This is a genomic window from Streptomyces sp. NPDC014734, assembly GCF_043083325.1.
Lineage (GTDB): Bacteria > Actinomycetota > Actinomycetes > Streptomycetales > Streptomycetaceae > Streptomyces.
The window spans coordinates 24,887-47,246 of sequence record NZ_JBIBYN010000034.1 but is presented as its reverse complement, the minus strand read 5'-3'; the positions used below and the strand labels follow the sequence as shown (position 1 = coordinate 47,246).

The window sequence follows — 22,360 nt, the reverse complement described above, 5'->3', positions numbered from 1 at the left end:
GGGCCCGTGGAACCCGGCGCAGCCGCAGCAACACGCGACGACCTCGCCCGACACTCTCAAGACAAATTGGGTTGAACTGATCGCCTCAAGAAACAGTGATCACCGCTGACGCACCGAGGCTGACCATGGAGCAGGAGATTGCCGATCCGCTGCAAACCAGGTGGCTGCGCTTCGTGGCCAGCGAGGGAGAGCACTGGAAAGTGCCATCTCCCACTGCTCTCCCATTCAATCTTGATGAGTGGTGGAAACAGCAGGTCAGAGCCGCTCAGAACCTCGACTTGAACTGGTTCATGAAGTTCATCACCACCAAGAGCTTCATGCCGTTCGTGATCTACCGCGTGCTGCTCGGACTCGTGCTGTTCGCCCTGGTGGCGGCGGGGGTGCTGAGCCCGCACGCGGGCGAGTCGGCGGGCTAGGACCTGCCCTCGGACCGGGCCCGGGCCCTCCCGTTCGGATCGTGCCGGGCTCGCGGGGCCCGGCACACACCGTCACGCCGTTGTCGTCGGGGGCTCAGCGCCTGGCCCGGCGGTGGGCGATCAGCCCGCCGAGGACCATTCCGGCCACCAGCGTCACGGCCAGCACGGCCCAGAGCGGCAGGGTGAGCACGGGGATCCACAGACGGATGGCCACCGACGCCGTGTTCACGGCGATGAACCAGATCGCGACAGCCGTCAGTACCACGATTCCGATGGTGCGCATCCGGATGTCCCGGCCCTTGACGGAGAGGGTCGGCGGAGCGTGCGGTCGGGTCGTTTTCTGTGCCATGGTCCCAGTATCGGGCGATATGGACGAAGTCGGCCTGTCCGGCGGGCCGGGGCCGGGAGTCCGGTTCCGGTACGGACTTCGCACCGGAGTGCCGACATCCCCGGGCGCACCGCGGAAACACGGCCCGCGGCGGGCCGGTGCGACCTGGACAGGGGCCGGATCCTCCCGGCAGTTGGGGCCGAAAGTCCCTGCCGCAGGCCGTGCGCGCGTACCAGCCTGGAAGGCGTACCGCAGGACCTTGGAGGAAACCATGACCACCGAGCCTCCCGTCATCGCAGCAGTCGATGGCTCGTCGCACAGTCTCGAAGCCCTCGACTGGGCCGCCCACGAGGCGGTGCGTCGCGGGCTCGCGCTGGTCGTCGTGCACGCGCGGACCCCGATGCCGCACGCCGCCCGGGAGACGCAGCAGCGCGAGGCGGAGGAACTGCTCACCCTGTGTGTGCGAAGGGTGTCCCGTCTCGCCCCGGACCTGCACCCGACGACGCTCACTCCGATGGACTACCCGGCGGCGGCGCTCACCTCGCTCAGTCGCGACGCGTCCCTGGTGGTCGTCGGTTCGCGGGGCCTGGGAGGCTTCCGTTCGCTGCTGCTCGGTTCCGACAGCATGGCGATCGCCTCGATGGCCAAGTGCCCGGTCGTCGTCCACGGCGGACCGCCCGAGCAGAGCCGCGAGGAGACGTCCTCGGACATCGTGGTCGGCGTGGCAGCCGACGAGAGCAGCGAGGCGGTGCTCGGCTTCGCCTTCGCCACGGCCGCGTCCCGGCCCGGTGCCCGGCTGCGGATCGTGCACGGCTGGACGATGGTCTCCTCGATGCTGTCCGGCGGCCCCGTCTTCGACCGGGACGCCGCCGCGGGCGCGGCCGAGCGGACCCTCGCCGAGCTCACAGCGGGTTGGCGGGAGAAGTATCCGCAGGTCGAGGCCGTCAGGGAATCGGTCGGCGGATCCGCCTCGCGCGCTCTCGTGACGGCTTCGGCCACCGCGGCCCTGACCGTGGTCGGGCGGCGACGGGGCGGTGAGTCCCTCGGGCTCGGCCTCTCCCCCGTCGCCCAGACCACGCTCGGTCACGCGCTCGGCCCGGTGGCCGTGGTGCCCTGCTGAGCACCGGCCCCTCGCACACCGGATCCGCTCCGCCCACCGCGCTTCCGCCGCCCGGCACCGGGGAAGAACTGCCGAACGGGGGCCCCGGGGTGACACTGCTGATCAGGCAGGACGAGGAGGCGCGGCATGCGGGTTCCGGCCGGTCGGAGCGAGGGACGCGCCCGGATGCCGCGATCCGGCCGGTGGCGCTGGTGCCTCGCGCTGCTCGCCGGTGCGCTGCCCGCGCTCGCGTTCCCCGCGCCGTCGCTGTGGTGGCTGGCCTATGCGGGCCTGGTGCCGTGGCTGCTGCTGATCCGGTCCGCCGGTACGGGCCGGCGGGCGGCGCTCGACGGCTGGCTCGGCGGGGCGGGCTTCCTGCTCGCCGTGCACCACTGGCTGCTGCCGAGCCTGCACGTGTTCCTGTTGGTCCTGGCGGCCCTGCTGGGTCTGCTGTGGGCGCCGTGGGGGCTCCTTGTCTTCCGGCTGCTGCGCGCAGGGGTGTCCGCGAAGTCGGCCGCGACGGCCGTCGTGGTGGTGCCGTGCGGCTGGCTGCTGATCGAGGCGGTCCGTTCCTGGGACGGGCTCGGCGGTCCGTGGGGGCTGCTCGGCGCGAGCCAGTGGGAGGTGCCCCCGGCGCTCCGGGTGGCGTCCGTGGGTGGTGTGTGGCTGGTGAGCCTCCTGGTGGTCGCGGTGAACGTCTGCGTCGCCCTGTTGTTCGCGAACGCCTCCGCTCGCGCGGTCGGGGTCGTCGGTGTCGCGGTGTGCGCCCTGTCGGTGGGCGCGATGGCGCTGTGGGCCCCGCGGCCCCGGCCGTCCGGTGTGGCCAGGATCGCCGTGGTGCAGCCCGGTGTGATCACGGGCCCGCGCAGCGTCGAACAGCGGCTCGCGACCGGTGAGCGGCTGACCGGATCCCTGGCGGGGCGCGATCTCGATCTGGTGGTGTGGGGCGAGAGCAGTGTGGGCCTGGATCCGGCACGGCACCCGGACGTCACCGGCCGGATCGCGGAACTGTCGCGCCGGGTGGGCGCGGACGTGCTGATCAACGCGGACGCCCGGCAGACCGACGGATCGGACCGGTCGGGCATCTTCAAGTCCGCGCTGCTGGTGGGGCCGGACGGACTGACCGGGGATCGGTACGACAAGATGCGGCTGGTGCCGTTCGGCGAGTACATCCCGGCGCGCTCGTTGCTCGGCTGGGTCACATCCGTGGGCCGGGCGGCCGGAGAGGACCGGTTGCGGGGCGCCGAACCGGTGACGATGGAGCTTCCCGCGGCGGCCGGTGGGAAGGGCCTGCGCATCGGGCCGCTGATCTGTTTCGAGTCCGCCTTCCCCGACATGAGCCGGTGGCTGACCCGGCACGGCGCCCAGGTGCTGGTCGACCAGTCGTCCACGTCGACGTTCCAGCACAGCTGGGCACCCGAACAGCACGCCTCGCTGGGGGCGCTGCGGGCCGCCGAGAACGGCCGGCCGATGGTGCACGCCACGCTCACCGGCGTCAGCGCGGCCTACGGCCCGCGGGGGGAGCGTGTCGGCGCCCCGCTCGGCACGGACACGAGCGGGGCCGAGGTGTTCGACGTACCGCTGGCGTCCGGCACCACCCTCTTCGTCCGGTGGGGGGCCTGGCCGCTCACGGGCGCGGCGGTGGTGCTCGTCCTGTACTGCGCCTTCGAGGGGGTGCGGACGCTGCGCGAGCGCGGCAGGGAGGGAACGGGGCGCCGGTCCGGCCGCGCCCCCGGCCCGCGCGCAGGGGGCCGCGTCTGAGGCCCCGGCCGGGGACGCCCGTAACGGAGACCGGACCGGGGCCGGCGTATCGGTCCGGCCCCGAACGGCAGCGGCCCGGCCGACCGGTCACCAGCCCGTCGGGCTCAGCGCGGGGTCCCTTCCAGATCGCGCAGGACACGCTCGCACAGCTCGTGTGTCCGCAGGGCGTCCCGGGCGCTCAGCACCGTCCCGGCCCGCACGGCGTCGAGGAAGGCCAGCACGCCCTGCTCGATGCCGCGCTGGCGGGCCACCGGAACCCAGTCGCCGCGCCGCCTCACGCTCGGTTGCCCCTTGTGGTCGATGACCTCCGCGAGATCGAGGACCTCGCGCTTGGCGTCCTGGCCCGAGACCTCCAGTCGTTCCTCGACCGAACCGCTGAGCCGGTTCATCGCACCGATGGCGGTGAACCCCTCGCCGGACAGCTGCAGCACGACGTGGTGCAGCAGCCCGTCGACGATCCTGCCGTGCACGACGGTGTGCTCGATCGTCCCCGGGACGAGGAAGCGGAGGGTGTCCACGACGTGGATGAAGTCGTCGAGCACCATGGTGCGCGGGTCCTCGGGCAGGCCGACCCGGTTCTTCTGCATGAGGATCAGCTCGCGCGGGTGCTCGGCGCACTGTGCGTAGCCGGGCGCCGTGCGCCGGTTGAAACCGACGGCGAGGCTCGTCCGGCGTTCCTCGGCGACACGCACCAGCCGTTCGGAATCGGCGAGTTCGTAGGCCAGCGGCTTGTCGACGTAGGTCGGGACACCCGCCTCCAGCAGTCGGCCGACGATCTCCGGATGCACGGCCGTGGGCGCGTGCACGAACGCCGCGTCCAGCCCCTGGGCCAGCAGGGATTCGAGGTCCGCGTGGCGTTGCCGGGAGGGAATCCGGTGGGTTTCGGCGACGGCGGCCAGAGTGGCGGGGGTACGGGTCTGCAGATGCAGTTCGACCCCCGGAACCGTGGTCAGAACCGGCAGATACGCCTTCCTCGCGATGTCGCCGAGCCCGATGCAACCGACCTTCACTAGGTCTCCCTCCCAGAGTTCCGGCGACGGCCGGCGCGCGGTCGACCGGGCGGGTGCGCCCCCTCGGGCCACTCGGTCCGGTGCCTGACGCGGCGACCTGCGCGCCCCTTCGTCCGGGCAGCATACGTCCGCCGCCCGGGACGCCGGTCCGCGATGCCGCGGGGGGACGCGCCGGCCCGCGCCGCGACGCGGCACGGAACGGGAGGCGCACGGCGGGACCTCGCACCGGCCGAGAAGGAACGGCGGGCGGGTTTCGCCGGAACGCCGTGCGGGACACCGGACCCCGACGAGGCGGCACCGTCCCGTCGAGCGGCGTTGCGCCGACCGGAGTCACTCGTGCGGGCCAATCCCCGCGGTCCGGCTCACACGGAGCCGGACCGGCACAGCAGAGTTGATCAGGTGCAACGAACCAGAACCACCGTGAAGCTCCTGGTCGGCGTGGCGGTCACGGCGCTGTCCGGCTGCGTGTCCGTGACGCCGCAGCAGGGCGTTCCGCCCCGGCCCGGGAACAGCAGGCCCGCCCAGGACCTGACGCCCCAGACCGCTCGGCCGCCGGTCCACGACAGTCTGGCCGCTGTGGAGGGCACCGAACCGTCCGCCGCCGCGTCGGCCCCGGCGCCCGGTGCCTCGCCGGACACCCGACGCGTCGCGCCACGCCCTCCCCGGCGGCCAAGGCACCCCGCCCCGACGCGCCCCCGGCAGGCACCGCCCGTCGTCTCCGTGCCCGCACCGCGTCTGCCGGCCCCCGTCACCGGGAAGGGTGTCTGCGCGATGGGACGGGGTTACGGGCACTGGCCCGCCGGCAGCCCGCAGTCGCGTATCTGCGACGACACCTACGGCCACTGAACGCGGTGGGAGAACGGTGAGCGGGTGACCCGTCCGGCCCCGGACGGGTCACCCGCTCACATGTCGCGCAGGCGCAGCTCCAGCCGCGCGATCGCCGCACGGACTCCTCCCGCGTACCCGTCGTCCGCCCCGTCCCGCGCGAGCGCTCCGGAGGCCGCGCGCGCCCGGTCCAGATGGGTCCGGGCCGCGTCCGGCCGCTGGAGCTTCACATAGTCCGCCGCGAGATTGAGGTGCAGCGACGGGTAGAAGACGCGTACCGCGAGCGCGTCGGCATGGTGTGCCGCGCGTTCGTCGGTCACGCTGTCGGCAGCGGTCAACGCCCGCAGGTCCCAGGCGAGTTCGTCGCCGTGATCGTCCTGGGCGTCGGCCATGTAGTGGGCGAGGGTGCACCGGTGCAGGGCGTCGCCGTCCTCGCCGATCTCCGACCAGAGGCCGCCGAGACGATTGCGGGCCTCCTCCCGGTCGCCGCCGTGCAGCAGCATGATGGCCTGACCGATCCTGGTCATGACGGCGTCCTTCGACGCCTCCTGCTGCTCGGTCATGACGGCCTCCCTGTCCGGTGCACCCGCTTCCCGGACGACGCTAGCCCCGACGGCGGCCGATCCGGCTGAGGCTCGTGCGGACACCGCCGCCGGTCCATCGCACGGCGTCCTCCGGAGGACCGGAGGACGCGTTCGGGCGGCCCCGTCGGGCCGCGGACATCAGCCCAGGTCGGGGATGCGCCAGTCGATGGCCTCGTGCCCCTGCGCCGCGACCGCCTCGTTGATCTGTGTGAAGGGGCGGGAGCCGAAGAACTTCTTGGCGGAGAGAGGTGACGGGTGTGCGCCCTTGACCACCACGTGGCGCGTCTCGTCGATCAGCGGCAGCTTCTTCTGGGCGTAGTTCCCCCAGAGCACGAAGACCGCCGGGTCGGGCCGGGAGGCGACCGCGCGGATCACCGCGTCGGTGAACTTCTCCCACCCCTTGCCCTTGTGCGAGTTCGCCTCGCCCGCGCGGACCGTCAGCACCGCGTTGAGCAGGAGCACGCCCTGCTGGGCCCAGGGCATCAGATACCCGTTGTCGGGGACGGGCAGGCCGAGTTCCTCCTTCATCTCCTTGTAGATGTTGCGCAGGGAGGGCGGCGTCTTCACGCCCGGGCGCACCGAGAAGCACAGACCGTGTCCCTGCCCCTCGCCGTGGTACGGGTCCTGGCCGAGGACGAGAACCTTCACGTCGTCGTACGGTGTGGCGTCCAGCGCGGCGAACACCTGGTCGCGCGGCGGGTAGACCGGCCCCTTGGCCCGCTCCTCCTCGACGAACTCGGTGAGCTCCTTGAAGTAGGGCTTCTGCAGCTCATCGCCGAGGACGCCGCGCCAGGACTCGGGCAGCAGGTCGGTGTCGGTCACGTCAACAACCTCCGGTAGGTAATACGTTCTTCACCCGAGAACCTACCGGGGGCCACTGACAACGGGCCCCGCGAACCCCTGCCGGGCTACCAGCTGGCCTTGCGGTAGAGCTCCCACATCTGCATGACCGTCTGCGGGTCGAGAGCGCGCTCGCCGCCACCGATGTCCTCGCCCGAGGCCACGTACAGCTTGCCCTGCCACAGCGGCAGCATCCGGACGTCGTCGACAAGGATCTTCTGGGCCCGTTCGAACTGCTTGCTGACCGCCCCCCGGTCGCTCTTCTTGCGGGTCTGCGGCAGCAGCTGCTCGGTGATCTCGTTCTTCACGTAGGGCATCCCGGTGATGCTGTCCTTGCCCACGAACGGGGCGATGAAGTTGTCCGGGTCCGGGAAGTCCGGGAACCAGCCGCGGCCGAAGACCGGGTATTCGCCCTTGTTGAAGCCGTCCTGGAACTCCGTCCAGGGCTTGCTCCTCAGCGTGATCCGGAACAGTCCGGACGCCTCCAGCTGGCGCTTGATCTCGTCGAACTCCGGAGCGGTGGAGGAGCCGTAACGGTCGGTGGTGAACCAGAACGTCATGGCGACCGGCTTGGTGATGCCCGCCCGCCTGAGGATCTGCTCGGCCTTCTTCGTGTCCGGGTCGCCGTAGGCGTCGAAGAAGCTCGTGGTGTGTCCGCCGATGCCCTTGGGGACCATGGAGTACAGCGGCTCGGCGGTGCCCCGGTAGACCTTCTCCACCAGTGCGTCCCGGTCGATGAGCTGCGCGACGGCCCGCCGCACGGCGACGTTCCCGGAGGCCGGGTCCTCGGGATTGAAGACCAGGAAGCGGATGTCGGCGCCGACCGTCTCGACGATCTGCACGTGGCCGTTCTCGTTCTGCTTCTCCTCCAGGTCGACGACCTCCTCCGCGGTCAGTCCGCGGTATATGGCATCGATCTCGTTCTTCTTCAGCGCCGCGACCACGGGGGCGGATTCCTTGAAGTACCGAATGGTCACGGCGTCGTTCTTGCGGTCGGCGAATCCCTTGTAGTCCGGGTTCCGCACGAGTTCCGCCCGGTTCCCCGGCTTGTACGAATCCAGCAGGTAGGGCCCCGAACCGGTGACCTTGCCGTCGTCGCGGATCTTGTGCGTGGAATAGTCACCCGGCGCCACCAGCGACATCGCGGGGGTGGCGAGTATGAACGGGAAGGTCGCGTCCGGCTTGCTGAGATGGAAGACGACGACGTCGTCCCCTATCGTCTCGATCCGGTCGAGCGAACCGAGCATGCCGACCGGTCCGCCCTTGACCTTCAGGGTGGATATCCGGTCGATCGAGTACTTCACGGCCTCGGCGTCGAGCGCGGCACCGTTGGAGAACTTCAGTTCCTTGCGGAGCTTGCACCGGTAGGCCGTGCTGGTGTTGTCGGTGAACCGGCACGATTCGGCGGCGTCCGGCTCGGGACGGGTGCTGCCGGTGGGGAAGCTCACCAGAGTCTGGAAGACATTCCTCATCAGTTCCCACGAGTTGTCCCACGCCGCCGCGGGATCGAGGGTGGAGGGCGAGCTTGTCGTACCGACGACTAGCTTCTGCTCCCCTTTCGAGCCGCTGTCGGAAAGAAGTCCGCAGCCTGCCAGCAGAGAAAGGGAAATAAGGACCGCAGCGGCCTGCAGTCTGGCCCGGTAGAACACGTGGACGCTCCTCGATCAACCATGGGTCGGCAGACCATACCGCAGCGCCCCGTCGGGTCAATCCGCAGGCCCGACAGGGCACTTGAGTCATTCTCGGCGAAATCCGCTCAGGCCGATCTCAGCCCACCCCCGCATTCAGGAACATTCCGCCGTCGACCACCAGCGTCTGTCCGGTGATCCAGTCGGAGTGGCTCGATGTGAGGAATGCGGCGGCGCCGCCGATGTCCTCCGGGACACCGAGCCGGCCGAGCGGGTAGGCCGCGGCGGCCTCCTCCTCACGGCCCTCGTACAACGCCCGGGCGAATTTCGTCTTCACGACCGCCGGGGCGATCGCGTTCACCCGGACGACGGGCGCGAACTCGTGCGCCAGCTGGAGTGTCAGGTTGACCATCGCGGCCTTGCTCATGCCGTACGCGGCGATGAGCGGGGAGGCCGAGACGCCCGAGATCGAGGCGATGTTGACGATCGCACCGCCGTTGTCCTTCTGCCAGGCCTTCCAGGTCAGCTGGGCGAAACCGAGTGCCGAGACGACATTGGTCTCGAACACCTTGCGGACGACGTCGAGGTCGAGGTCCGCGATGGGGCCGAACACCGGGTTCGTCCCGGCGTTGTTGATGAGGAAGTCGACCCGGCCGAACGCCTCCATGGCGCGTTCGACTGCCACCTCCCGGTGGGCCGCGTCGTGCGCCTTGCCCGCCACGGCGATCGCCCGGTCGGCGCCGAGCCGCTCGACGGCCTCCCGGAGCGCGTCCTCGCCGCGTCCGGTGATGCACACCCGGTCGCCGCGGGCCACGAGCGCCTTCGCGATGCCGTAGCCGATTCCCCGGCTCGCCCCCGTGATGAGGGCGACCTTCCCACTGTCCTGCGCAGTCATGATGTCCGAAACCCTCCGGGTCAGTTGAGCGGTCCGCCGGCGACGTACATGACCTGACCGGAGATGAAGCCGGCCTCGTCGCCCGCGAAGAAGGCGATGGCGGCGGCGACGTCCTCGGGACGGCCGACGCGCTGGACCGGGATCTGGGTGGCGGCGGCGGCCTGGAACTCCTCGAAACCCATGCCGATCCGGGCGGCGGTCTGCGCGGTCATCTCGGTGACGATGAACCCGGGGGCGACGGCGTTGGCGGTGATGCCGAACTTGCCGAGTTCCTTGGCGAGCGTCTTGGTGAAGCCCTGCAGACCGGCCTTGACCGCGGCGTAGTTGGCCTGGCCCCGATTGCCGAGGGCCGAGGAGGAGGAGAGCGAGACGATACGGCCGAACTTGGCGTCCACCATGTGCTTCTGAACGGCCTTGGCCATCAGGAACGCGCCCTTGAGGTGCACGTTCATCACGGTGTCCCAGTCGGACTCGGTCATCTTGAAGAGCAGGTTGTCGCGGAGCACGCCCGCGTTGTTGACGAGGATCGTCGGAGCACCGAGTTCGGCGGCGACCCGCTCGACCGCGGCCTCCACCCGGGCGCCGTCCGACACGTCGCAGCCGACGGCGAGCGCGGTGCCCCCGGCGGCGGTGATCTTCTCGACGGTGTCCCCGCAGGCCGCCTCGTCCAGGTCCAGTACGGCGACCGCCCGGCCCTCGGCGGCCAGGCGCACCGCGGTGGCGGCGCCGATCCCCCGCGCCGCTCCGGTCACGATGGCGACGCGCTGCTCGGTGGTGGACATGCTTGGTTCTCCTCGCCCTTGGATCGCCGCTCAGCGGACGTCGGGACGGTCCGGCACGCAATCCTCGCGCGGGCCGGGCCCCATGGACTGAGCGACCGCTTAGTACCTTCAGCAGACGAGACGCTAGAAGCCCGGGCACCCGGTGTCAACGGCGCGCGGCCGCAGGGGCGCATGTCACACCCCGGCACCGTCGCACGGCGGGGCCGGGGCGCCGGGACCGCCCCGCGGCGGACGGTACGAAAAGGCCGGCCGCCCCACCGACGCGGGACGACCGGCGGGACGGCCGGCGGAGGGACCGGCGGAGGGACCGGCGGAGGGACCGCTCAGCGCACCAGCAGATCGAGCAGTCGCTCGACCTCGGCCTCCGGATCGCCGGTGAGGCCGCTGTGCACGGGACTCGGCTGGATCACGGTGGAACGCGGCGCGATCAGCCAGCGGAAGCGACGTCCGGCGTCGTCGCGAGCCGCCTGTCCCGCGTCCGTCCCGCCCCGGCATACGCCCTCGACGGCATGCAGGGCGGCCCGCACCCCGACCACGTCCGCCGCCGGGTCCAGGGCCTTCAGCTTGGCCTCGTCGAGATGCGTACGGGCGGCGACGAAGCTCCGCGCGCGGCAGTAGACGACCACACCCGCGTTGAAGAACTCCCCGCGCTGCACCCGCGGCACCACGCGCAACAGCGCGTACTCGAAGACATCGCGCTCGTTCATCGCCTGCCGCCCTCGTCCTTCTGCTTCCTGGTGGGGTGCGGCCACTCGGTGAGGTGCTCGGTGAGCCAGCCGGGGGCCCGGGACGGCTCGGTCCGCGTGGGGCCGTCCATCGTGATCCGCTCGTGGATGGTCGCGGCGCGCGGCAGCAACGCCTCCACATAGGCGCGACGCAGCTCGTCCGTGGAGTCGAAGCCCGGTTCGTCGGCCAGCCACTCGTCGGGGACGTCCGCGGTGACCTCGGTGAGCAGTTCCTCGGTGACCAGCGGTGCGAGTGCGGCGGCCGCGGCCGCGACGTCGGGGGCGAACGGGGCGAGCGCGTGATCCGACGCGTTGTACGGCTTGGCCGCCGACGCCCGCGCGCCGGGCCAGTTGTGGTGCCAGATCATCGTGGCGCCGTGGTCGATGAGCCACAGGTCGCCGTGCCACACCAGCATGTTCGGGTTGCGCCAGGACCGGTCGACGTTGTTGATCAGCGCGTCGAACCAGACGACCCGTCCGGCCTCCTCCGGGTCCACCTGGTAGGCGAGCGGGTCGAATCCGATGGATCCGGGCAGGAAGTCCATCCCGAGGTTGAGACCGCCGCTCGCCTTCAGGAGCTCCTGGACCTCCTGGTCGGGTTCGGCGAGCCCGATGACAGGGTCGAGCTGGATCTGCGCGAGTTCGGGGACACGGAGACCGAGCCGACGGCCGAGCCGCCCGCAGACGACCTCCGCGACCAGCGTCTTGCGCCCCTGTCCGGCTCCGGTGAATTTCATGACATACGTGCCGAGGTCGTCGGCCTCGACGATCCCGGGCAGCGATCCGCCTTCCCGCAAAGGCGTCACGTAGCGGGTCGCTGTGACTTCGGTGAGCATTTCCCCAGGCTATCCCCGGTCCCGACAGGCGATGACGCGTGTGCGCCCCGTGCGGCCCGGCCGCGGCGCACCACCGCCGACGGCGCACCCGGACGACGGGGGACCGGGGCCGGACGACCGGCCCCGGAGGCCGTTCGCCCGTTTCGCGTCCGTGAACGCACCGGACGACTCCGGCCGGTGCTCCGCCGCGGCGAGGCACCGGGGCGACCGTCGGCCGCCCGGCACGTTCGCTCACTCAATGGCGTCGCCGTATGCCGTCAGGCACCCAGCGAAAGCGCATCCGCAAGTCGCCGTCGGACCGGCGCGCGGCGATAGTCGACACGGCTGCCGCCACCGCGCTGACCGAGGGACTTGAGTGCGTCACCCTGTGCCGGGTGGGCGAACGGCTCGACGTCCGCCCGGGTCTCATCAGCCACTGCTTCCCGGTGGTGGAGCAACTCGTGGCCGAGGCCTTCGGTACGGCCGCCGGTGGCGAGCTGGACGCCCTTCTTCCCCCGGACCGGGCCGAACGGCCGCCCACCGAACGTCTTGCACGGTTCTTCGCTCTCGCGACCGGACCCGCGTTCGACGATCTCAGCCGGCTCCGGATCTGCCCGGCACCTCAGTCGCTGTCGCCCGGTGCTGCGCGAACGGGTCGGCCGGCAGGAGGCCGTGTGGCGCGGACGCCCGGAGGAGCTGATCGGTGAGGGTGTCGCCCGTGGCGAGTTCCACACCCGCGACCCGTACGCGGCGACGATCCAGATCCTCGTCGTCATCGACGGGCTCGGCGCTCACGCGAACACCGACACCTCCGACCGGCCGGCCGTGGTGACGCGGATGGCCGTCACCACCGCCGAGCGGGAACTCGGACTGGCGATCGGCACGCTCACGCACGGCCCCGGTGCCGGGCGGCTCCGGCGACGCCCCGCACGGCCCGGCCGAGTCCCGGGCCATCTCGTCCCGGACCGCCCCGTCCCGCACGCCTCGGCACTCGTTGAGCGCAATGCCGGCTCCGCCACCCGGATGCTTTTCGCCGGCGTACCCCGGTGACGCGCCGTCCCGGGGCTCCCGGGCACGGACGCGCGCTCATGCCCCTGCCGCGTCGTGCCGATGACGAGGGGGTCCCCGGGCCGCGGATCGCACACGGGTCCCGTCGCACGTGCTCCGGGGCGTGCACATGAACCATGAGGACCGAAGTCGCGCACATCGGGCAGCCACGACTGCCCGGAAGGGAGAACCGGCGTGAGCACATCTCAGGACGACGAGGCCCGTCCCGGGCGTCGGACCGTTGTCGCGGCGGTCGGGGCCGCCTCCGTGGCCGCCGCACTCACCGCCTGCGGCGGCCGACCGGAGCCGAGCCGTTCGGGTACGGCCGGACCGGCCGACGACGGTATGGACGGCGGCCCGGACGTGCTGGCGAGGACGGCCGACATCCCGCAGGGCGGTGGAACGGTCTTCGCCGACCGGGGCGTCGTGGTGACGCAGCCCGAGTCCGGTGCCTTCAAGGCGTTCTCGTCGAAGTGCACCCATCAGGGATGCACGGTCGCGAGCGTCTCGGACGGCACCATCAACTGCCCCTGTCACGGCAGCAGGTTCGACGCGGCGACGGGCGAGGTCGCGGCGGGGCCCGCCACCCGGCCCCTGCCCGCCCGGGAGATCAAGGTCAAGAACGGATCGATCACGCTCGGGGCGTAGGTCCCCGCCCCCGGCCGGACCTCGGAGCCGGACCCTGACCCGGTCCGTCGTCCGGCACCGCGTCGGCTCCGCGACGGTCGTGCCAGCAGTCGAGCACCGCGTCGGTGGTCGTGACGGTGGCGACGAGGGCGAGCGTGTGACGGATCATCGCGGGGGTGTACTCGGCGGGCACCCCCGCGATCGCGTCGGACGGAACGACCACCGTGTAGCCGAGGTTCACCGCGTCGAACACGGCGTTGGGAATGGCGACGTTGGCCGAGACCCCGGTGACGACGAGGGTCCGGCAGCCCAGGTTGCGCAGCAGCGCGTCCACCTCCGTGCCGGCGATGGGCGAGAGGCCGTGCAGCCGACGCACGACGAGGTCCTCGCCCGACACCTCGACGGGTTCGGCGATCCGGACCGCCTCGGTGCCCGGGTGCTGCTGCACGGGCAGCCGGCCGGCGGCCCGGAAGAGCCTGGCGTTGTCGTTGGAACCGCGCCCGTCGGGGCGGCGCTCGGCCACCGCGTGCAGCACCTGGACCCCGGCCCCGTGGGCGGCCGCGACCAGTCGGGCCACGCGGTGCAGCGTTCCGGAGGACCGGGCCTCCTCGGCCAGTTCGGGCAGTGCGCTCCCGGGTCCCACGACGCCCTGCTGGCACTCGACCGTCATGAGTACGCAGTTCGCCGGACCGAGTTGTCGGGCGAGTCGTTCGGTGAGCGGCTGCTTCGACGGCACGGCAGTCCCCTTCGGTGGAGGATCGGCTCCGCGGGTGACGGGTGACCTCGCCGACGGCGCCCGGGTTCGCACGTCGACGGCCGGGCGCGCGAGGCTAGCCGCCATTGCGTGACGAGGGAAGAGACCCCATGCTTTCTGACGCACAGTCAGTCGATGTGAGGAGCATCCGTGACCACCACACAGCGCAGGGGCCGTCGGATCATGATGTCGGGGACGGAACGCGACTCCTACCTCGCCGAGCGACGAACCTGCCGGGTCGCCACCGTGTCCGCGGACGGCCGCCCGCACGTCGGGGCCCTCTGGTTCGTCTGGGACGGCGGCTCGCTCTGGCTCTACTCGATCACCCGCAGCCTGCGCTGGGCGCAGCTGGGCGCCGATCCGAGGATCGCGGTGGTCGTGGACGACGGGGTGGAGTACGGGGAACTGCGCGGTGTCGAACTCTCCGGCAGCGCCGTCCCCGTCGGCGAAACCCCCCGCACCGGCGCCGACTGCCCCGAACTGGTCGTACCGGAGGGTCTGTTCGCCCGGAAGTACTTCGGGATGGACACGATGCCGCACGACGGTCGTCATGCCTGGCTGCGGCTCACCCCGGAGGCCATCGTCTCCTGGGACTTCCGGAAGCTCGCGATGCCGCCCGCGCCCTGAGCCCATGCGCGCGGCACCCTGAGCCCGTGCGCGCGGCGCCCTACGGCGACACCTCGCCCGTCGCCCGGTCGGCGGCCGCCCCGAGCGCGGCCAGCACCGCCCGGATCGACGGGCGGCGATCCGCGTCCGCCCGCCACACGGCGTGCACGTGCCGTCGCATCCGCTGCCGCACGGGCACCACCCGCACCCCGTCGGGCACCGGGCCGCGCCCCAGTCGCGGCGCCACACTGACTCCCATCCCCGCCGCGATCAGGGCAAGTTGGGTGTGATGCTCGCCCGCCAGGTGCGCGATGCGCGGTTCGAAACCCTTCGACCGCAGCGTGAACATCAGCCAGTCGTGACAGAACTCTCCCTCGGGCCAGGAGACCCAGTCGTCGTCGGCGAACTCCTCCAGGTCCACCTCCGCACGCTCAGCGAGCGGATGGTCCGCGGGCATGGCGATGTCCGGCACGTCGTCCAGGAGGTCGGCCCGCGCCAGGCCGCCGGGTACCGGCAGTCGTTTGTTGCTCCAGTCCAGCACGACCGCCAGATCGATCTCGCCCCTGATGACACCGCGGATTCCGTCCTCGGGTTCCCATTCCCTGGTCCGGACGCGCAGTTCGGGGTGGTCGGCGCGCAGTGTCCGGAGCGCGTCGGGCAGGAGCCCCCGCGCCGCCGTGGGAAAGGCGGAGAGCAGGATCTCGCCCACCACCTCTCCGCGCTGCGCCTCGATGTCGGACTGCGCCAACGCGACCTGGGAGAGAATCCGCGCGGCGTGGTCGGCGAGCAGCCGGCCGGCGTCGGTGAGCCGCACCCCGCGCCCGTTCCTGGCGAGGAGCCGCTGCCCCACCTCACGTTCCAGCTTCGCCATCTGCTGGGAGACCGCCGACGTGGTGACGTGCAGGCCCTCGGCGGCCGCGCTCACCGAACCGTGTCGGGCGAGGGCGTCAAGGGTGCGCAGGCGCTCCAGATTCAACATGTAAGCAAGACTAAGGGGATCGGCACAGAAATTCTCACTTGTTCTACGCGATCGGCTTCGTCATCGTTGGCCCATGAGCCCATCCGCCGCTTCGGGAACCACCCCGTCCGCCGCCTCCGCCTCCGCCACCCCGCCCACCGCGGTACCGGGCCCGAGCCCGAGCCCGGTCCAGGAAGCGGACGCGGCCCCGGCCGACGCCTCCCGGCCGCGGTCGGACTGGCGGATACGCTTCGGAGCGCTCGCGCTCATCTGGGGCTTCAGTTTCCTTCTCATCAAGGTGGGCACCCACGGGTACGCCCCGTTCCAGGTCACCCTCGGCCGGCTCCTGGCCGGGACGGCCGTCCTCGCCGTCGCGATGGCCGTGCGGCGGGAAGGGCCACCGCGCGGCCGCCGCACCTGGGGGCATCTGGCCGTCGCCGCGTTCTTCCTGAACGCGCTGCCCTTCTCGCTCTTCGCCTACGCGGAACTGAGCATCCCGTCGACCCTCGCCGGTATCTGCAACGCGACGTCACCGCTCTGGGGAATGGCGCTGTCGCTGGTGGCCCTCTCCGAGGACCGGCCGACCCGCCGCAGGGTCGCCGGACTCGGCCTCGGATTCCTCGGCGTGCTGACCGTGCTGGGTGCCTGGCAGGGTTTCTCCGGACTGGACCTCGGCGGCACGGCGATGGCCCTGCTGGCCTCGCTCAGCTACCCGGTCGGCTGGATCTACGTCCGCAGGACACTGTCGGACAGCACATCGTCGGCCCTCGCCCTGACCGGTGGCCAGCTTCTCCTCGCAACGGCGCAACTCGCGCTGGTGACACCGTTGTTCACCACCCTCCCCGAGGCGTTCCCGCTGCTCCCGACCCTCGCGGTGGCGGCCCTGGGCGCACTGGGCACCGGCCTCGCGGTACTCGTCCAGTACGGCCTGGTGGCGGAGGTCGGACCGACGACCGCGCAGATGGTCACCTACTTCATCCCGGTCGTCGCCACCGCCGCCGGAGTCGCCGTGCTCGGCGAACGCCTGAGCTGGAACACACCGGTCGGCGCCCTCGTGATCCTCGTGGGCGCCGCCCTCACCCGAAGCCGGACACACGACGGCGGGACCCGGCCGGGCTCCCGGAGGCCGGCCGGCCCCGGAACCGTCCGACGGGGCCGGGTCAGCCGTAGCTGAACGGGGCCGCCGGTCCCGCGGCGGCGGCCACCGCGTCGGCAAGCGGCGCCAGGTCGGCAGCGGCGAGCGGCGAGACGGTGAGCCGGATTCCCTGGGGTGCGACCATCCGGAATCGCGCACCGGGCGCCACCGCCCAGCCCTCGTGCAGCAGCCGCGCCACGGCCCCGGTCTCGTCACTGACCGGCACCCACACGTTCATGCCGCTCCGTCCGCGGGCCGTCACGCCCCGGTCAGCCAGCGCCCGCACCAGGGGGTCGCGCCGCTCCGCGTACGCCCGCGCCACCGCCGCCGGATCGACGGCTGCCGAGTTCCACAGGTGCACCACGGCCCGCTGCAGCAGCCTGCTGACCCAGCCGGGACCGAGCCGCTGCCGCCCCGAGACCCGGTCCACGGTCACCGGGTCGCCGGTGAGCACGGCGACCCGCAGATCGGGCCCGTACGCCTTGGCCACGGACCGGACGAACGCCCACCGGTCCGTGACGCCCGCCAGCGGGTGCAACGGCAGGTCGACTATCCCGTGCCCGTGGTCGTCCTCGACGAGCAGGACATCGCGGTGCCCCGCGAGGACGGCCCGCAGTTCAAGGGCGCGGGCGGCGCCGATCGCGGCACCGGTCGGGTTCTGCGCGCGGTCGGTGACCACGAGCGCCCGGGCACCGGCGTCCAGCGCGCGTTCCACGGCCTCGGGCAGCGGCCCGTCGTCGTCGAGCGCGACGGGCACCGGACGGAGTCCCAGCGCAGGTACGAGATCCAGCATGCTGCCCCAACCGGGGTCCTCGACGGCCACCGCGTCACCGGGTCTGAGATGCGCGCCCAGGACGCGCTCGATCGCGTCCAGCGAGCCGGAGGTCGCGACGACCGCCCCGGCGGGCACGCCGTCGGCGTCCAGGGCCGCGCGGGCCGCCGCCGCGAATTCCGGCTCCACCGGTGCCTGTCCGTACATCCCGGGTTCATGGCGGTACGCCTCCGTCGCCGCCGCGAACGCCTCTCCCAGCGCGGGCAGCAGCGCCGGATCGGGGTTCCCGGTACCGAGGTCCCGCACGCCGGGCGGAGCGTCCACCCGGAGCGAGCCCCGCGCCGTACTCGCGGGGCGCGACCGCACCCTGCTGCCCCGGCGACCCGCCGTCTCGATCACCCCGCGCTCGCGCAGCGTGCGGTAGGCGGCCGCCACCGTGTTGGGGTTCACCCCCAGCAACTGGGCCAACTCCCTCATGGGCGGCAGCGCCCGACCGGGCGCGAGGTCGCCCGATCCGACGCCCCGTTCCACGCTGGCGGCGATTTCCGATGCGCGTCGACCTTCGATCCGATACTCTCCTAGCACAAAAAATATTATGCACTAGTGCAATGGAGTACGCGATGCCGGACACCACGGAACCCCGGTCCACGGGCCCGAGCCCGGGCCCCACGAACGGATACCCGCCGACCGGGCGCACGGTCCCCACCCGCTCCTCCGATCGCGCGGCCTACGACCGGGATCTGATCCACTCGATACTCGACGAGGCGTACGTCTGCCACCTCGGCTTCGTCCGCGACGGCGCGCCGGTCGTGCTGCCCACCCTCTACGGCCGGGTCGGCGAGCGGCTCTACGTGCACGGCTCGACCGGTTCGCGGCCGCTGCGGGAAACCGGTCGGGCCGACCCCGGCCTGCCCGTCTGCCTCACGGTGACGCACGTCGACGGACTGGTGCTCGCACGTTCCGCCTTCCATCACTCGATCAACTACCGGTCCGTGGTGGTCCACGGCATCGCGCGCACGGTGACCGATCCGCAGGAGCGGCGCACCGCGCTGGACGCGATCGTCGACCACGTGGTGCCGGGCCGGTCCGCGGACTCGCGGCCCGCCGACGCGAAGGAACTCGCCGCGACGGCGGTGATCAGCCTCGATCTGCGGGAGGTCTCCGCCAAGATCCGCACGGGCGGGCCCAACGACGAGCCCCGCGATCTCGCGCTGCCCCACTGGGCGGGCGTCGTGCCGCTCACTCGTGGTTGCGCCGCACCTGTCGCCTCCGCGGACCTGGACCCCGCCATCGGGGTGCCGGACTACATCACCGCGCTCTGAACGGGTCCCTGGGCGCGGCGGCAACGGCCCGGGCTGCGGGCCCGCTCAGCCCGGAGCGAGTGCGCGGCGGCGGTCACGGGCGTCGCGCGTCTCGGCGAGCGCCAGCCCGGCCACGGCCGCGAGGAGCAGCAGGGTGCCGAGGACGGTGGCCGCGGTGAGCCGTTCGCGCAGCACGGTGACGGCGATGACCGCGGCACTCACCGGTTCGAGCAGCATGATCACGGACACGGTCGCCGCACGCACCGCGGCGGCGCCCGCGAAGTAGAGCGCGTAGGCGAGCGCGGTCGGCACCGCCGCCACGTACACCAGCAGCACCACCACCCGCACCGCCTGGCCGGTATGCGGGACCAGCCCTTCGGCGACGGCCATGGGCAGCAGCCCGAGGGCTCCGACGCCGAAGGCCCAGGCACTGGTGGTGAGCGGGTCGGCGGTGCCGCCGTCACGGCCCAGCCACCGGGTGAGCAGCGCGAGCGCGGCATAGCCGGCCGCGGAAAGCAGCGCCAGCGCCACCCCGGCCGGCCGCACCGTCGCACCGTCGCCGCCCAGCACCAGTACGGCGAGTCCGGCCAGGGCGCCCGCCACCGCGACGAGGCCGCCGCGCCCCAGCCGCTCCCCCATCGTCAGTCGCGCGCCTGCCGCGATGAACACGGGGCCCGCGCCGAGCGTGACGACGGTTCCGACCGCGAGCCCCGTCGCCTCGACGGCCGCGAAGTACGCGCTCTGGAAGACGGTGAGGCCCAGCCCGGTACCGAGGACGCGCAGCACGCGGCGGCCGAACGGTTCGGCGGGGGCCGCCGCGCGGCGGGGCCTCAGCGCCAGCGCGGCGAGCAGCAGGGCCAGTCCTCCCGCACAGCGCCAGAACGACAGGGCCAGCGGGCCCATGTCGCCGGCCGCGAAGATCAGCGAGGCGGCGGCCCCGGCGGTGCCCCAGGCCACACCGGCGACGATCAGATAGACGAGGCTCCGCCCGATGGGCAGGCCGGTAGCGGTGTTCGACACGTGACTCCTCCGGGTGAAGGACAGGAAGGTGAGCGCTCGGCTCCGCACGCGGGCGGCGACCGGCCGCCCGGTTGCCGCCCGAGCCCGGTCCTCGTGGGAAGTGGCCGCCCGCACCGGGCCTTTCGTCCCGATCGGGCCGGATCGGGGAGCGGGGCCCGGTACGTGCGCTCGCGAGGCGGAGGAGGGAGCCGGGGGCTGAGCCACGACAACCGACGGCAACGGCGCGAACGCGCCTGCCGGACCCCGCGAGCCCGGCATGATCCGGACGAGAGGCTCTGGGGCCGCGTCAGACACGGCCTAGAAATCGGGCGGCGAAAACACGTTCGGACGCATGATCGTCACACTACGTCGCGGCGTGGTCGGTGGACAACTCCCCCTCGGGGGCGGGGGCGCGGCCCGTGCCCCTTCCCTCGGCACGGCCCGCACCCGGCCCGGCCGCGACCGGTCCCGAGGGCCTCGCGGGGGTCGCCGACTGTGCGACGAAGGCACCGACCAGCACCATGGAGCCCCCGACGAGCTGCGGTGCCGACAGGTGCTCGCCGAGCAGTACCCAGGCAAGGACGGTCGCGACGACCGCCTCCAGGCAGGCGACGACGCCCGCCACCGCGGGAGAGAGCAACCGTACCGAGATCACCCCGGTGACATAGGCGAGCACCGTGGCGATCAGCACGACCCAGACGAGCAGCAGCCAGGCCGGGACCTCCGTGCCGTCCATGGCGGCGCCATCGCCGAGGACGCGCCAGTCCATGTTCCACGGACGCGCGACCACGGTGAGGACGAGTGCGCCGGTCAGCAGCCCGTACGCGATGACGCCGACCGGGTTCGGCGGTTCGACGCCCCCCGCCCGGTCCCCGCTCCCCCGGTCGGACAGGACGAAGTAGCCGACCTGGCAGCACGCGGCACCGAGCGCGAGCAGCAGCCCGAGCGCGTCGAAGGTCAGCCCGGACCAGACCTCGACGACGCAGGCGAGTCCGCCCACGGCGAACACCGCGCCGACCGCGGCCCTCCGGCTCACCGGCCGACGCTGGACGAACCTGACCCACCCCAGGACGAGCGCGGGCGCCAGGTACTCGATCAGCAGCGCGACCCCGACGGGGATGCGGGAGATCGCGGCGAAGTAACACGCCTGCACACCCGCGACGGCCAGCAGCCCGAACCCGAGCAGAAGCGCCGGACGGCCGCGGACCAGTTCCCGGTGGCGCCAGGCGACGGGCAGCATCACGAGGGCGGCACCCGCCACCCGCAGCCACACCACGTGGAGCGGGTCGACGCCCGCCTCGATGAGCGGCTTCGCCGCCACGCCCGAACCGCCGAATGCGAACGCCGAGACCAGGGCGAGTCCCAGGCCGACGCTTCTCCCCTGAGACGCGTGCATCGGCACATCATGGCAGTTGCCGTCAGGAGCGTCATCCCGGTGACCCCTGTCGGCCCCTCACATGCCCTCCGCCGCCCCGCCGCCCGGCCGCACGGTGGAGAGCGACCCGGAGACGCGGCCCGGCACACGCCGATCGGTACACGCGGCCCGGTACACGCAGGCCGTCGCACCGGGAGGTTCCGCGCCGCACCGCCGCACCGCAACCCCGCGCGACCGGCACACCCGCCCGCCTGCCGGATGCCGCTCCGGGTGCTCGTACGGGTCAGCCCCGTTCCGACGCCCGCACGGCGCGGGCCGCAAGCCGCGCCGCGTCCACTCCGGCCCGCTCCAGCACCGCGACCGCACGGCACTCGTGGTCCGCGGCGAGAGCGGCGAGCAGGTCCAGCCCTCCGGCCTTCCCGTCGCCGCGCCGCGCCGCCCGCACGCGGGCCTCCGCCATCGCCGAGGCAGCGGTGGGCGACCAGCCTTCCGTGCCGGGGTCGCTCACGGCCGCCCCCGGGTCGGTGACGACCGGAACGGCACCGGAGTCCTCCACCGATCCCTGCCATCGGAGCCCGTATCCGATGCTGCGCTGGACGAGGTAGCCGAGTACCTTGGCCAATTGCGCACCCCCGTCGAAGACCGCCCGGGCCCCGGGGTCCGATTCAATGAGGGAATGCAGCAGATGTGCCGTGTCGATGTGCCGATCGCCGTCGCGCAGCGCGCGTCTGCGGGCGCCCGTCACCACAGCGGTCAGCTCCGCGGTGAGTCCGGCGTCGGGCTCGGCGCGGATCGGTACGGGCTCTTGCGGGATCCGCGGCGTCCGGTTCTGCACACCTCCCACTCCATCAGCCGTACGGCGCCGAAACATCCCCGGAGGGACCCATTGCGGCATCCCGCGCAAGTTGGGCACGCCGGTGCGGTTCCTCCTCCTTGCGGATGAGATCTCGCCATTTCCGGAACCCGGTCGGGGGGGGGGGGGGCCCCCCCCCCCCCCCCCCCCCCCCCCCCCCCCCCCCCCCCCCCCCCCCCCCACCGCCCCCCCCGCCCCCCCCCCCCCCCCCGCCACCACCGCCAC

At 72.5% G+C, this 22,360-nt stretch carries 24 protein-coding genes and 1 pseudogene; 10 read left to right on the top strand and 15 right to left on the bottom strand.

Annotated elements, in window-relative coordinates:
- Positions 1-284: 284 nt before the first annotated feature.
- A pseudogene (locus ACF1CT_RS34485) lies at positions 285-416 on the top strand (undecaprenyl-diphosphatase); the annotation flags it as partial.
- Positions 417-510: 94 nt separating this feature from the next.
- Here ACF1CT_RS34485 and ACF1CT_RS34480 read toward each other — a convergent pair.
- Complete coding sequence (locus ACF1CT_RS34480) at positions 511-765, bottom strand: LapA family protein (RefSeq protein ID WP_391787975.1); 255 nt, start codon at positions 763-765, stop codon at positions 511-513.
- 250 nt (positions 766-1,015) lie between these two features.
- Between ACF1CT_RS34480 and ACF1CT_RS34475 the strand changes: the two genes are divergently transcribed.
- The gene (locus ACF1CT_RS34475) at positions 1,016-1,864 is read left to right on the top strand and encodes a universal stress protein (protein ID WP_391787974.1); all 849 of its coding nucleotides are present in this window, start codon (positions 1,016-1,018) and stop codon (positions 1,862-1,864) included.
- A gap of 165 nt (positions 1,865-2,029) precedes the next feature.
- Positions 2,030-3,604, top strand: coding sequence for an apolipoprotein N-acyltransferase (lnt, locus tag ACF1CT_RS34470; RefSeq protein WP_391787973.1), 1,575 nt, complete (start codon positions 2,030-2,032; stop codon positions 3,602-3,604).
- A 104-nt stretch (positions 3,605-3,708) separates the two neighbouring features.
- Here lnt and ACF1CT_RS34465 read toward each other — a convergent pair whose 3' ends face one another.
- The gene (locus tag ACF1CT_RS34465; RefSeq protein ID WP_391787972.1) at positions 3,709-4,614 is read right to left on the bottom strand and encodes a Gfo/Idh/MocA family protein; all 906 of its coding nucleotides are present in this window, start codon (positions 4,612-4,614) and stop codon (positions 3,709-3,711) included.
- Between the two features lie 399 nt (positions 4,615-5,013).
- On the opposite strand from ACF1CT_RS34465, the gene ACF1CT_RS34460 reads away from it, so the two are divergent.
- Positions 5,014-5,460 carry a hypothetical protein gene (locus ACF1CT_RS34460; protein WP_391787971.1) on the top strand — a complete coding sequence of 149 codons (447 nt, stop codon included), beginning with the start codon at positions 5,014-5,016 and terminating at the stop codon, positions 5,458-5,460.
- A gap of 56 nt (positions 5,461-5,516) precedes the next feature.
- On the opposite strand, the gene ACF1CT_RS34455 is transcribed toward ACF1CT_RS34460, so the two are convergent.
- From ACF1CT_RS34455 to ACF1CT_RS34425, 7 genes are all read right to left on the bottom strand, one after another.
- Positions 5,517-6,002, bottom strand: coding sequence for a hypothetical protein (locus ACF1CT_RS34455; protein ID WP_391787970.1), 486 nt, complete (start codon positions 6,000-6,002; stop codon positions 5,517-5,519).
- A gap of 159 nt (positions 6,003-6,161) precedes the next feature.
- Positions 6,162-6,845: a uracil-DNA glycosylase gene (gene ung / locus ACF1CT_RS34450; RefSeq protein ID WP_391787969.1), complete on the bottom strand. Its 684-nt coding sequence runs from the start codon at positions 6,843-6,845 to the stop codon at positions 6,162-6,164.
- A gap of 86 nt (positions 6,846-6,931) precedes the next feature.
- Entirely contained in the window at positions 6,932-8,512 is a 1,581-nt protein-coding gene (locus ACF1CT_RS34445; RefSeq protein WP_391787968.1) for an ABC transporter substrate-binding protein, read from the bottom strand.
- 118 nt (positions 8,513-8,630) lie between these two features.
- Entirely contained in the window at positions 8,631-9,386 is a 756-nt protein-coding gene (locus tag ACF1CT_RS34440; protein ID WP_391787967.1) for an SDR family oxidoreductase, read from the bottom strand.
- Between the two features lie 20 nt (positions 9,387-9,406).
- On the bottom strand, positions 9,407-10,168 hold the full coding sequence (fabG, locus tag ACF1CT_RS34435) for a 3-oxoacyl-ACP reductase FabG (protein WP_391787966.1): 762 nt from the start codon (positions 10,166-10,168) through the stop codon (positions 9,407-9,409).
- A gap of 323 nt (positions 10,169-10,491) precedes the next feature.
- Entirely contained in the window at positions 10,492-10,875 is a 384-nt protein-coding gene (locus ACF1CT_RS34430; RefSeq protein WP_391787965.1) for a DUF3037 domain-containing protein, read from the bottom strand.
- On the bottom strand, positions 10,872-11,729 hold the full coding sequence (locus ACF1CT_RS34425) for a HipA family kinase (RefSeq protein WP_391787964.1): 858 nt from the start codon (positions 11,727-11,729) through the stop codon (positions 10,872-10,874). Before ACF1CT_RS34425 ends, ACF1CT_RS34430 begins: the two co-directional genes overlap by 4 nt.
- Positions 11,730-11,980: 251 nt before the next feature.
- On the opposite strand from ACF1CT_RS34425, the gene ACF1CT_RS34420 reads away from it, so the two are divergent.
- The 3 genes from ACF1CT_RS34420 to ACF1CT_RS34410 all read left to right on the top strand — a co-directional run bounded on the left by ACF1CT_RS34420 (position 11,981) and on the right by ACF1CT_RS34410 (position 13,403).
- Positions 11,981-12,415 carry a hypothetical protein gene (locus ACF1CT_RS34420; RefSeq protein ID WP_391787963.1) on the top strand — a complete coding sequence of 145 codons (435 nt, stop codon included), beginning with the start codon at positions 11,981-11,983 and terminating at the stop codon, positions 12,413-12,415.
- Complete coding sequence (locus ACF1CT_RS34415; protein WP_391787962.1) at positions 12,381-12,758, top strand: hypothetical protein; 378 nt, start codon at positions 12,381-12,383, stop codon at positions 12,756-12,758. Before ACF1CT_RS34420 ends, ACF1CT_RS34415 begins: the two co-directional genes overlap by 35 nt.
- Before the next feature lie 192 nt (positions 12,759-12,950).
- Positions 12,951-13,403 carry a Rieske (2Fe-2S) protein gene (locus ACF1CT_RS34410; protein WP_391787961.1) on the top strand — a complete coding sequence of 151 codons (453 nt, stop codon included), beginning with the start codon at positions 12,951-12,953 and terminating at the stop codon, positions 13,401-13,403.
- On the opposite strand, the gene ACF1CT_RS34405 is transcribed toward ACF1CT_RS34410, so the two are convergent.
- Positions 13,387-14,052 (bottom strand): cysteine hydrolase family protein, encoded by a 666-nt coding sequence (locus tag ACF1CT_RS34405; RefSeq protein WP_391787993.1) that lies wholly within the window; start codon positions 14,050-14,052, stop codon positions 13,387-13,389. The genes ACF1CT_RS34410 and ACF1CT_RS34405 overlap by 17 nt on opposite strands.
- A 234-nt stretch (positions 14,053-14,286) precedes the next feature.
- Between ACF1CT_RS34405 and ACF1CT_RS34400 the strand changes: the two genes are divergently transcribed.
- Entirely contained in the window at positions 14,287-14,763 is a 477-nt protein-coding gene (locus ACF1CT_RS34400; RefSeq protein ID WP_391787960.1) for a pyridoxamine 5'-phosphate oxidase family protein, read from the top strand.
- Positions 14,764-14,803: 40 nt separating this feature from the next.
- On the opposite strand, the gene ACF1CT_RS34395 is transcribed toward ACF1CT_RS34400, so the two are convergent.
- Positions 14,804-15,721 carry a LysR family transcriptional regulator gene (locus tag ACF1CT_RS34395; RefSeq protein WP_391787959.1) on the bottom strand — a complete coding sequence of 306 codons (918 nt, stop codon included), beginning with the start codon at positions 15,719-15,721 and terminating at the stop codon, positions 14,804-14,806.
- 73 nt (positions 15,722-15,794) lie between these two features.
- On the opposite strand from ACF1CT_RS34395, the gene ACF1CT_RS34390 reads away from it, so the two are divergent.
- Entirely contained in the window at positions 15,795-16,874 is a 1,080-nt protein-coding gene (locus tag ACF1CT_RS34390) for a DMT family transporter (RefSeq protein WP_391787958.1), read from the top strand.
- Here the strand turns inward: ACF1CT_RS34390 and ACF1CT_RS34385 are convergent.
- Positions 16,861-18,192 carry an aminotransferase class I/II-fold pyridoxal phosphate-dependent enzyme gene (locus tag ACF1CT_RS34385; RefSeq protein ID WP_391787957.1) on the bottom strand — a complete coding sequence of 444 codons (1,332 nt, stop codon included), beginning with the start codon at positions 18,190-18,192 and terminating at the stop codon, positions 16,861-16,863. The genes ACF1CT_RS34390 and ACF1CT_RS34385 overlap by 14 nt on opposite strands.
- 35 nt (positions 18,193-18,227) lie before the next feature.
- Between ACF1CT_RS34385 and ACF1CT_RS34380 the strand changes: the two genes are divergently transcribed.
- A complete protein-coding gene (locus ACF1CT_RS34380) occupies positions 18,228-18,929 on the top strand; it encodes a pyridoxamine 5'-phosphate oxidase family protein (protein WP_391787956.1) in 702 nt (233 codons plus the stop codon).
- Between the two features lie 45 nt (positions 18,930-18,974).
- Here the strand turns inward: ACF1CT_RS34380 and ACF1CT_RS34375 are convergent, their stop codons facing one another.
- The 3 genes from ACF1CT_RS34375 to ACF1CT_RS34365 all read right to left on the bottom strand — a co-directional run bounded on the left by ACF1CT_RS34375 (position 18,975) and on the right by ACF1CT_RS34365 (position 22,117).
- The gene (locus ACF1CT_RS34375) at positions 18,975-19,928 is read right to left on the bottom strand and encodes an EamA family transporter (protein WP_391787955.1); all 954 of its coding nucleotides are present in this window, start codon (positions 19,926-19,928) and stop codon (positions 18,975-18,977) included.
- Positions 19,929-20,271: 343 nt separating this feature from the next.
- Positions 20,272-21,303 carry a DMT family transporter gene (locus ACF1CT_RS34370; protein WP_391787954.1) on the bottom strand — a complete coding sequence of 344 codons (1,032 nt, stop codon included), beginning with the start codon at positions 21,301-21,303 and terminating at the stop codon, positions 20,272-20,274.
- A 262-nt stretch (positions 21,304-21,565) separates the two neighbouring features.
- Positions 21,566-22,117, bottom strand: a complete 552-nt coding sequence (locus tag ACF1CT_RS34365; protein ID WP_391787953.1) for a Clp protease N-terminal domain-containing protein — start codon at positions 22,115-22,117, stop codon at positions 21,566-21,568.
- Between the last annotated feature and the right edge of the window lie 243 nt (positions 22,118-22,360).

Excerpts from the sequence above, each read along its gene's own strand:
- ACF1CT_RS34480 (WP_391787975.1), bottom strand. The coding sequence starts at position 765 with ATGGCACAGAAAACGACCCGACCGCACGCTCCGCCGACCCTCTCCGTC.
- ACF1CT_RS34475 (WP_391787974.1), top strand. The coding sequence starts at position 1,016 with ATGACCACCGAGCCTCCCGTCATCGCAGCAGTCGATGGCTCGTCGCAC.
- lnt (WP_391787973.1), top strand. The coding sequence starts at position 2,030 with ATGCCGCGATCCGGCCGGTGGCGCTGGTGCCTCGCGCTGCTCGCCGGT.
- ACF1CT_RS34455 (WP_391787970.1), bottom strand. The coding sequence starts at position 6,002 with ATGACCGAGCAGCAGGAGGCGTCGAAGGACGCCGTCATGACCAGGATC.
- ACF1CT_RS34440 (WP_391787967.1), bottom strand. The coding sequence starts at position 9,386 with ATGACTGCGCAGGACAGTGGGAAGGTCGCCCTCATCACGGGGGCGAGC.
- fabG (WP_391787966.1), bottom strand. The coding sequence starts at position 10,168 with ATGTCCACCACCGAGCAGCGCGTCGCCATCGTGACCGGAGCGGCGCGG.
- ACF1CT_RS34430 (WP_391787965.1), bottom strand. The coding sequence starts at position 10,875 with ATGAACGAGCGCGATGTCTTCGAGTACGCGCTGTTGCGCGTGGTGCCG.
- ACF1CT_RS34425 (WP_391787964.1), bottom strand. The coding sequence starts at position 11,729 with ATGCTCACCGAAGTCACAGCGACCCGCTACGTGACGCCTTTGCGGGAA.
- ACF1CT_RS34420 (WP_391787963.1), top strand. The coding sequence starts at position 11,981 with ATGCCGTCAGGCACCCAGCGAAAGCGCATCCGCAAGTCGCCGTCGGAC.
- ACF1CT_RS34405 (WP_391787993.1), bottom strand. The coding sequence starts at position 14,052 with ATGACGGTCGAGTGCCAGCAGGGCGTCGTGGGACCCGGGAGCGCACTG.
- ACF1CT_RS34395 (WP_391787959.1), bottom strand. The coding sequence starts at position 15,721 with ATGTTGAATCTGGAGCGCCTGCGCACCCTTGACGCCCTCGCCCGACAC.
- ACF1CT_RS34390 (WP_391787958.1), top strand. The coding sequence starts at position 15,795 with ATGAGCCCATCCGCCGCTTCGGGAACCACCCCGTCCGCCGCCTCCGCC.
- ACF1CT_RS34380 (WP_391787956.1), top strand. The coding sequence starts at position 18,228 with ATGCCGGACACCACGGAACCCCGGTCCACGGGCCCGAGCCCGGGCCCC.
- ACF1CT_RS34370 (WP_391787954.1), bottom strand. The coding sequence starts at position 21,303 with ATGCACGCGTCTCAGGGGAGAAGCGTCGGCCTGGGACTCGCCCTGGTC.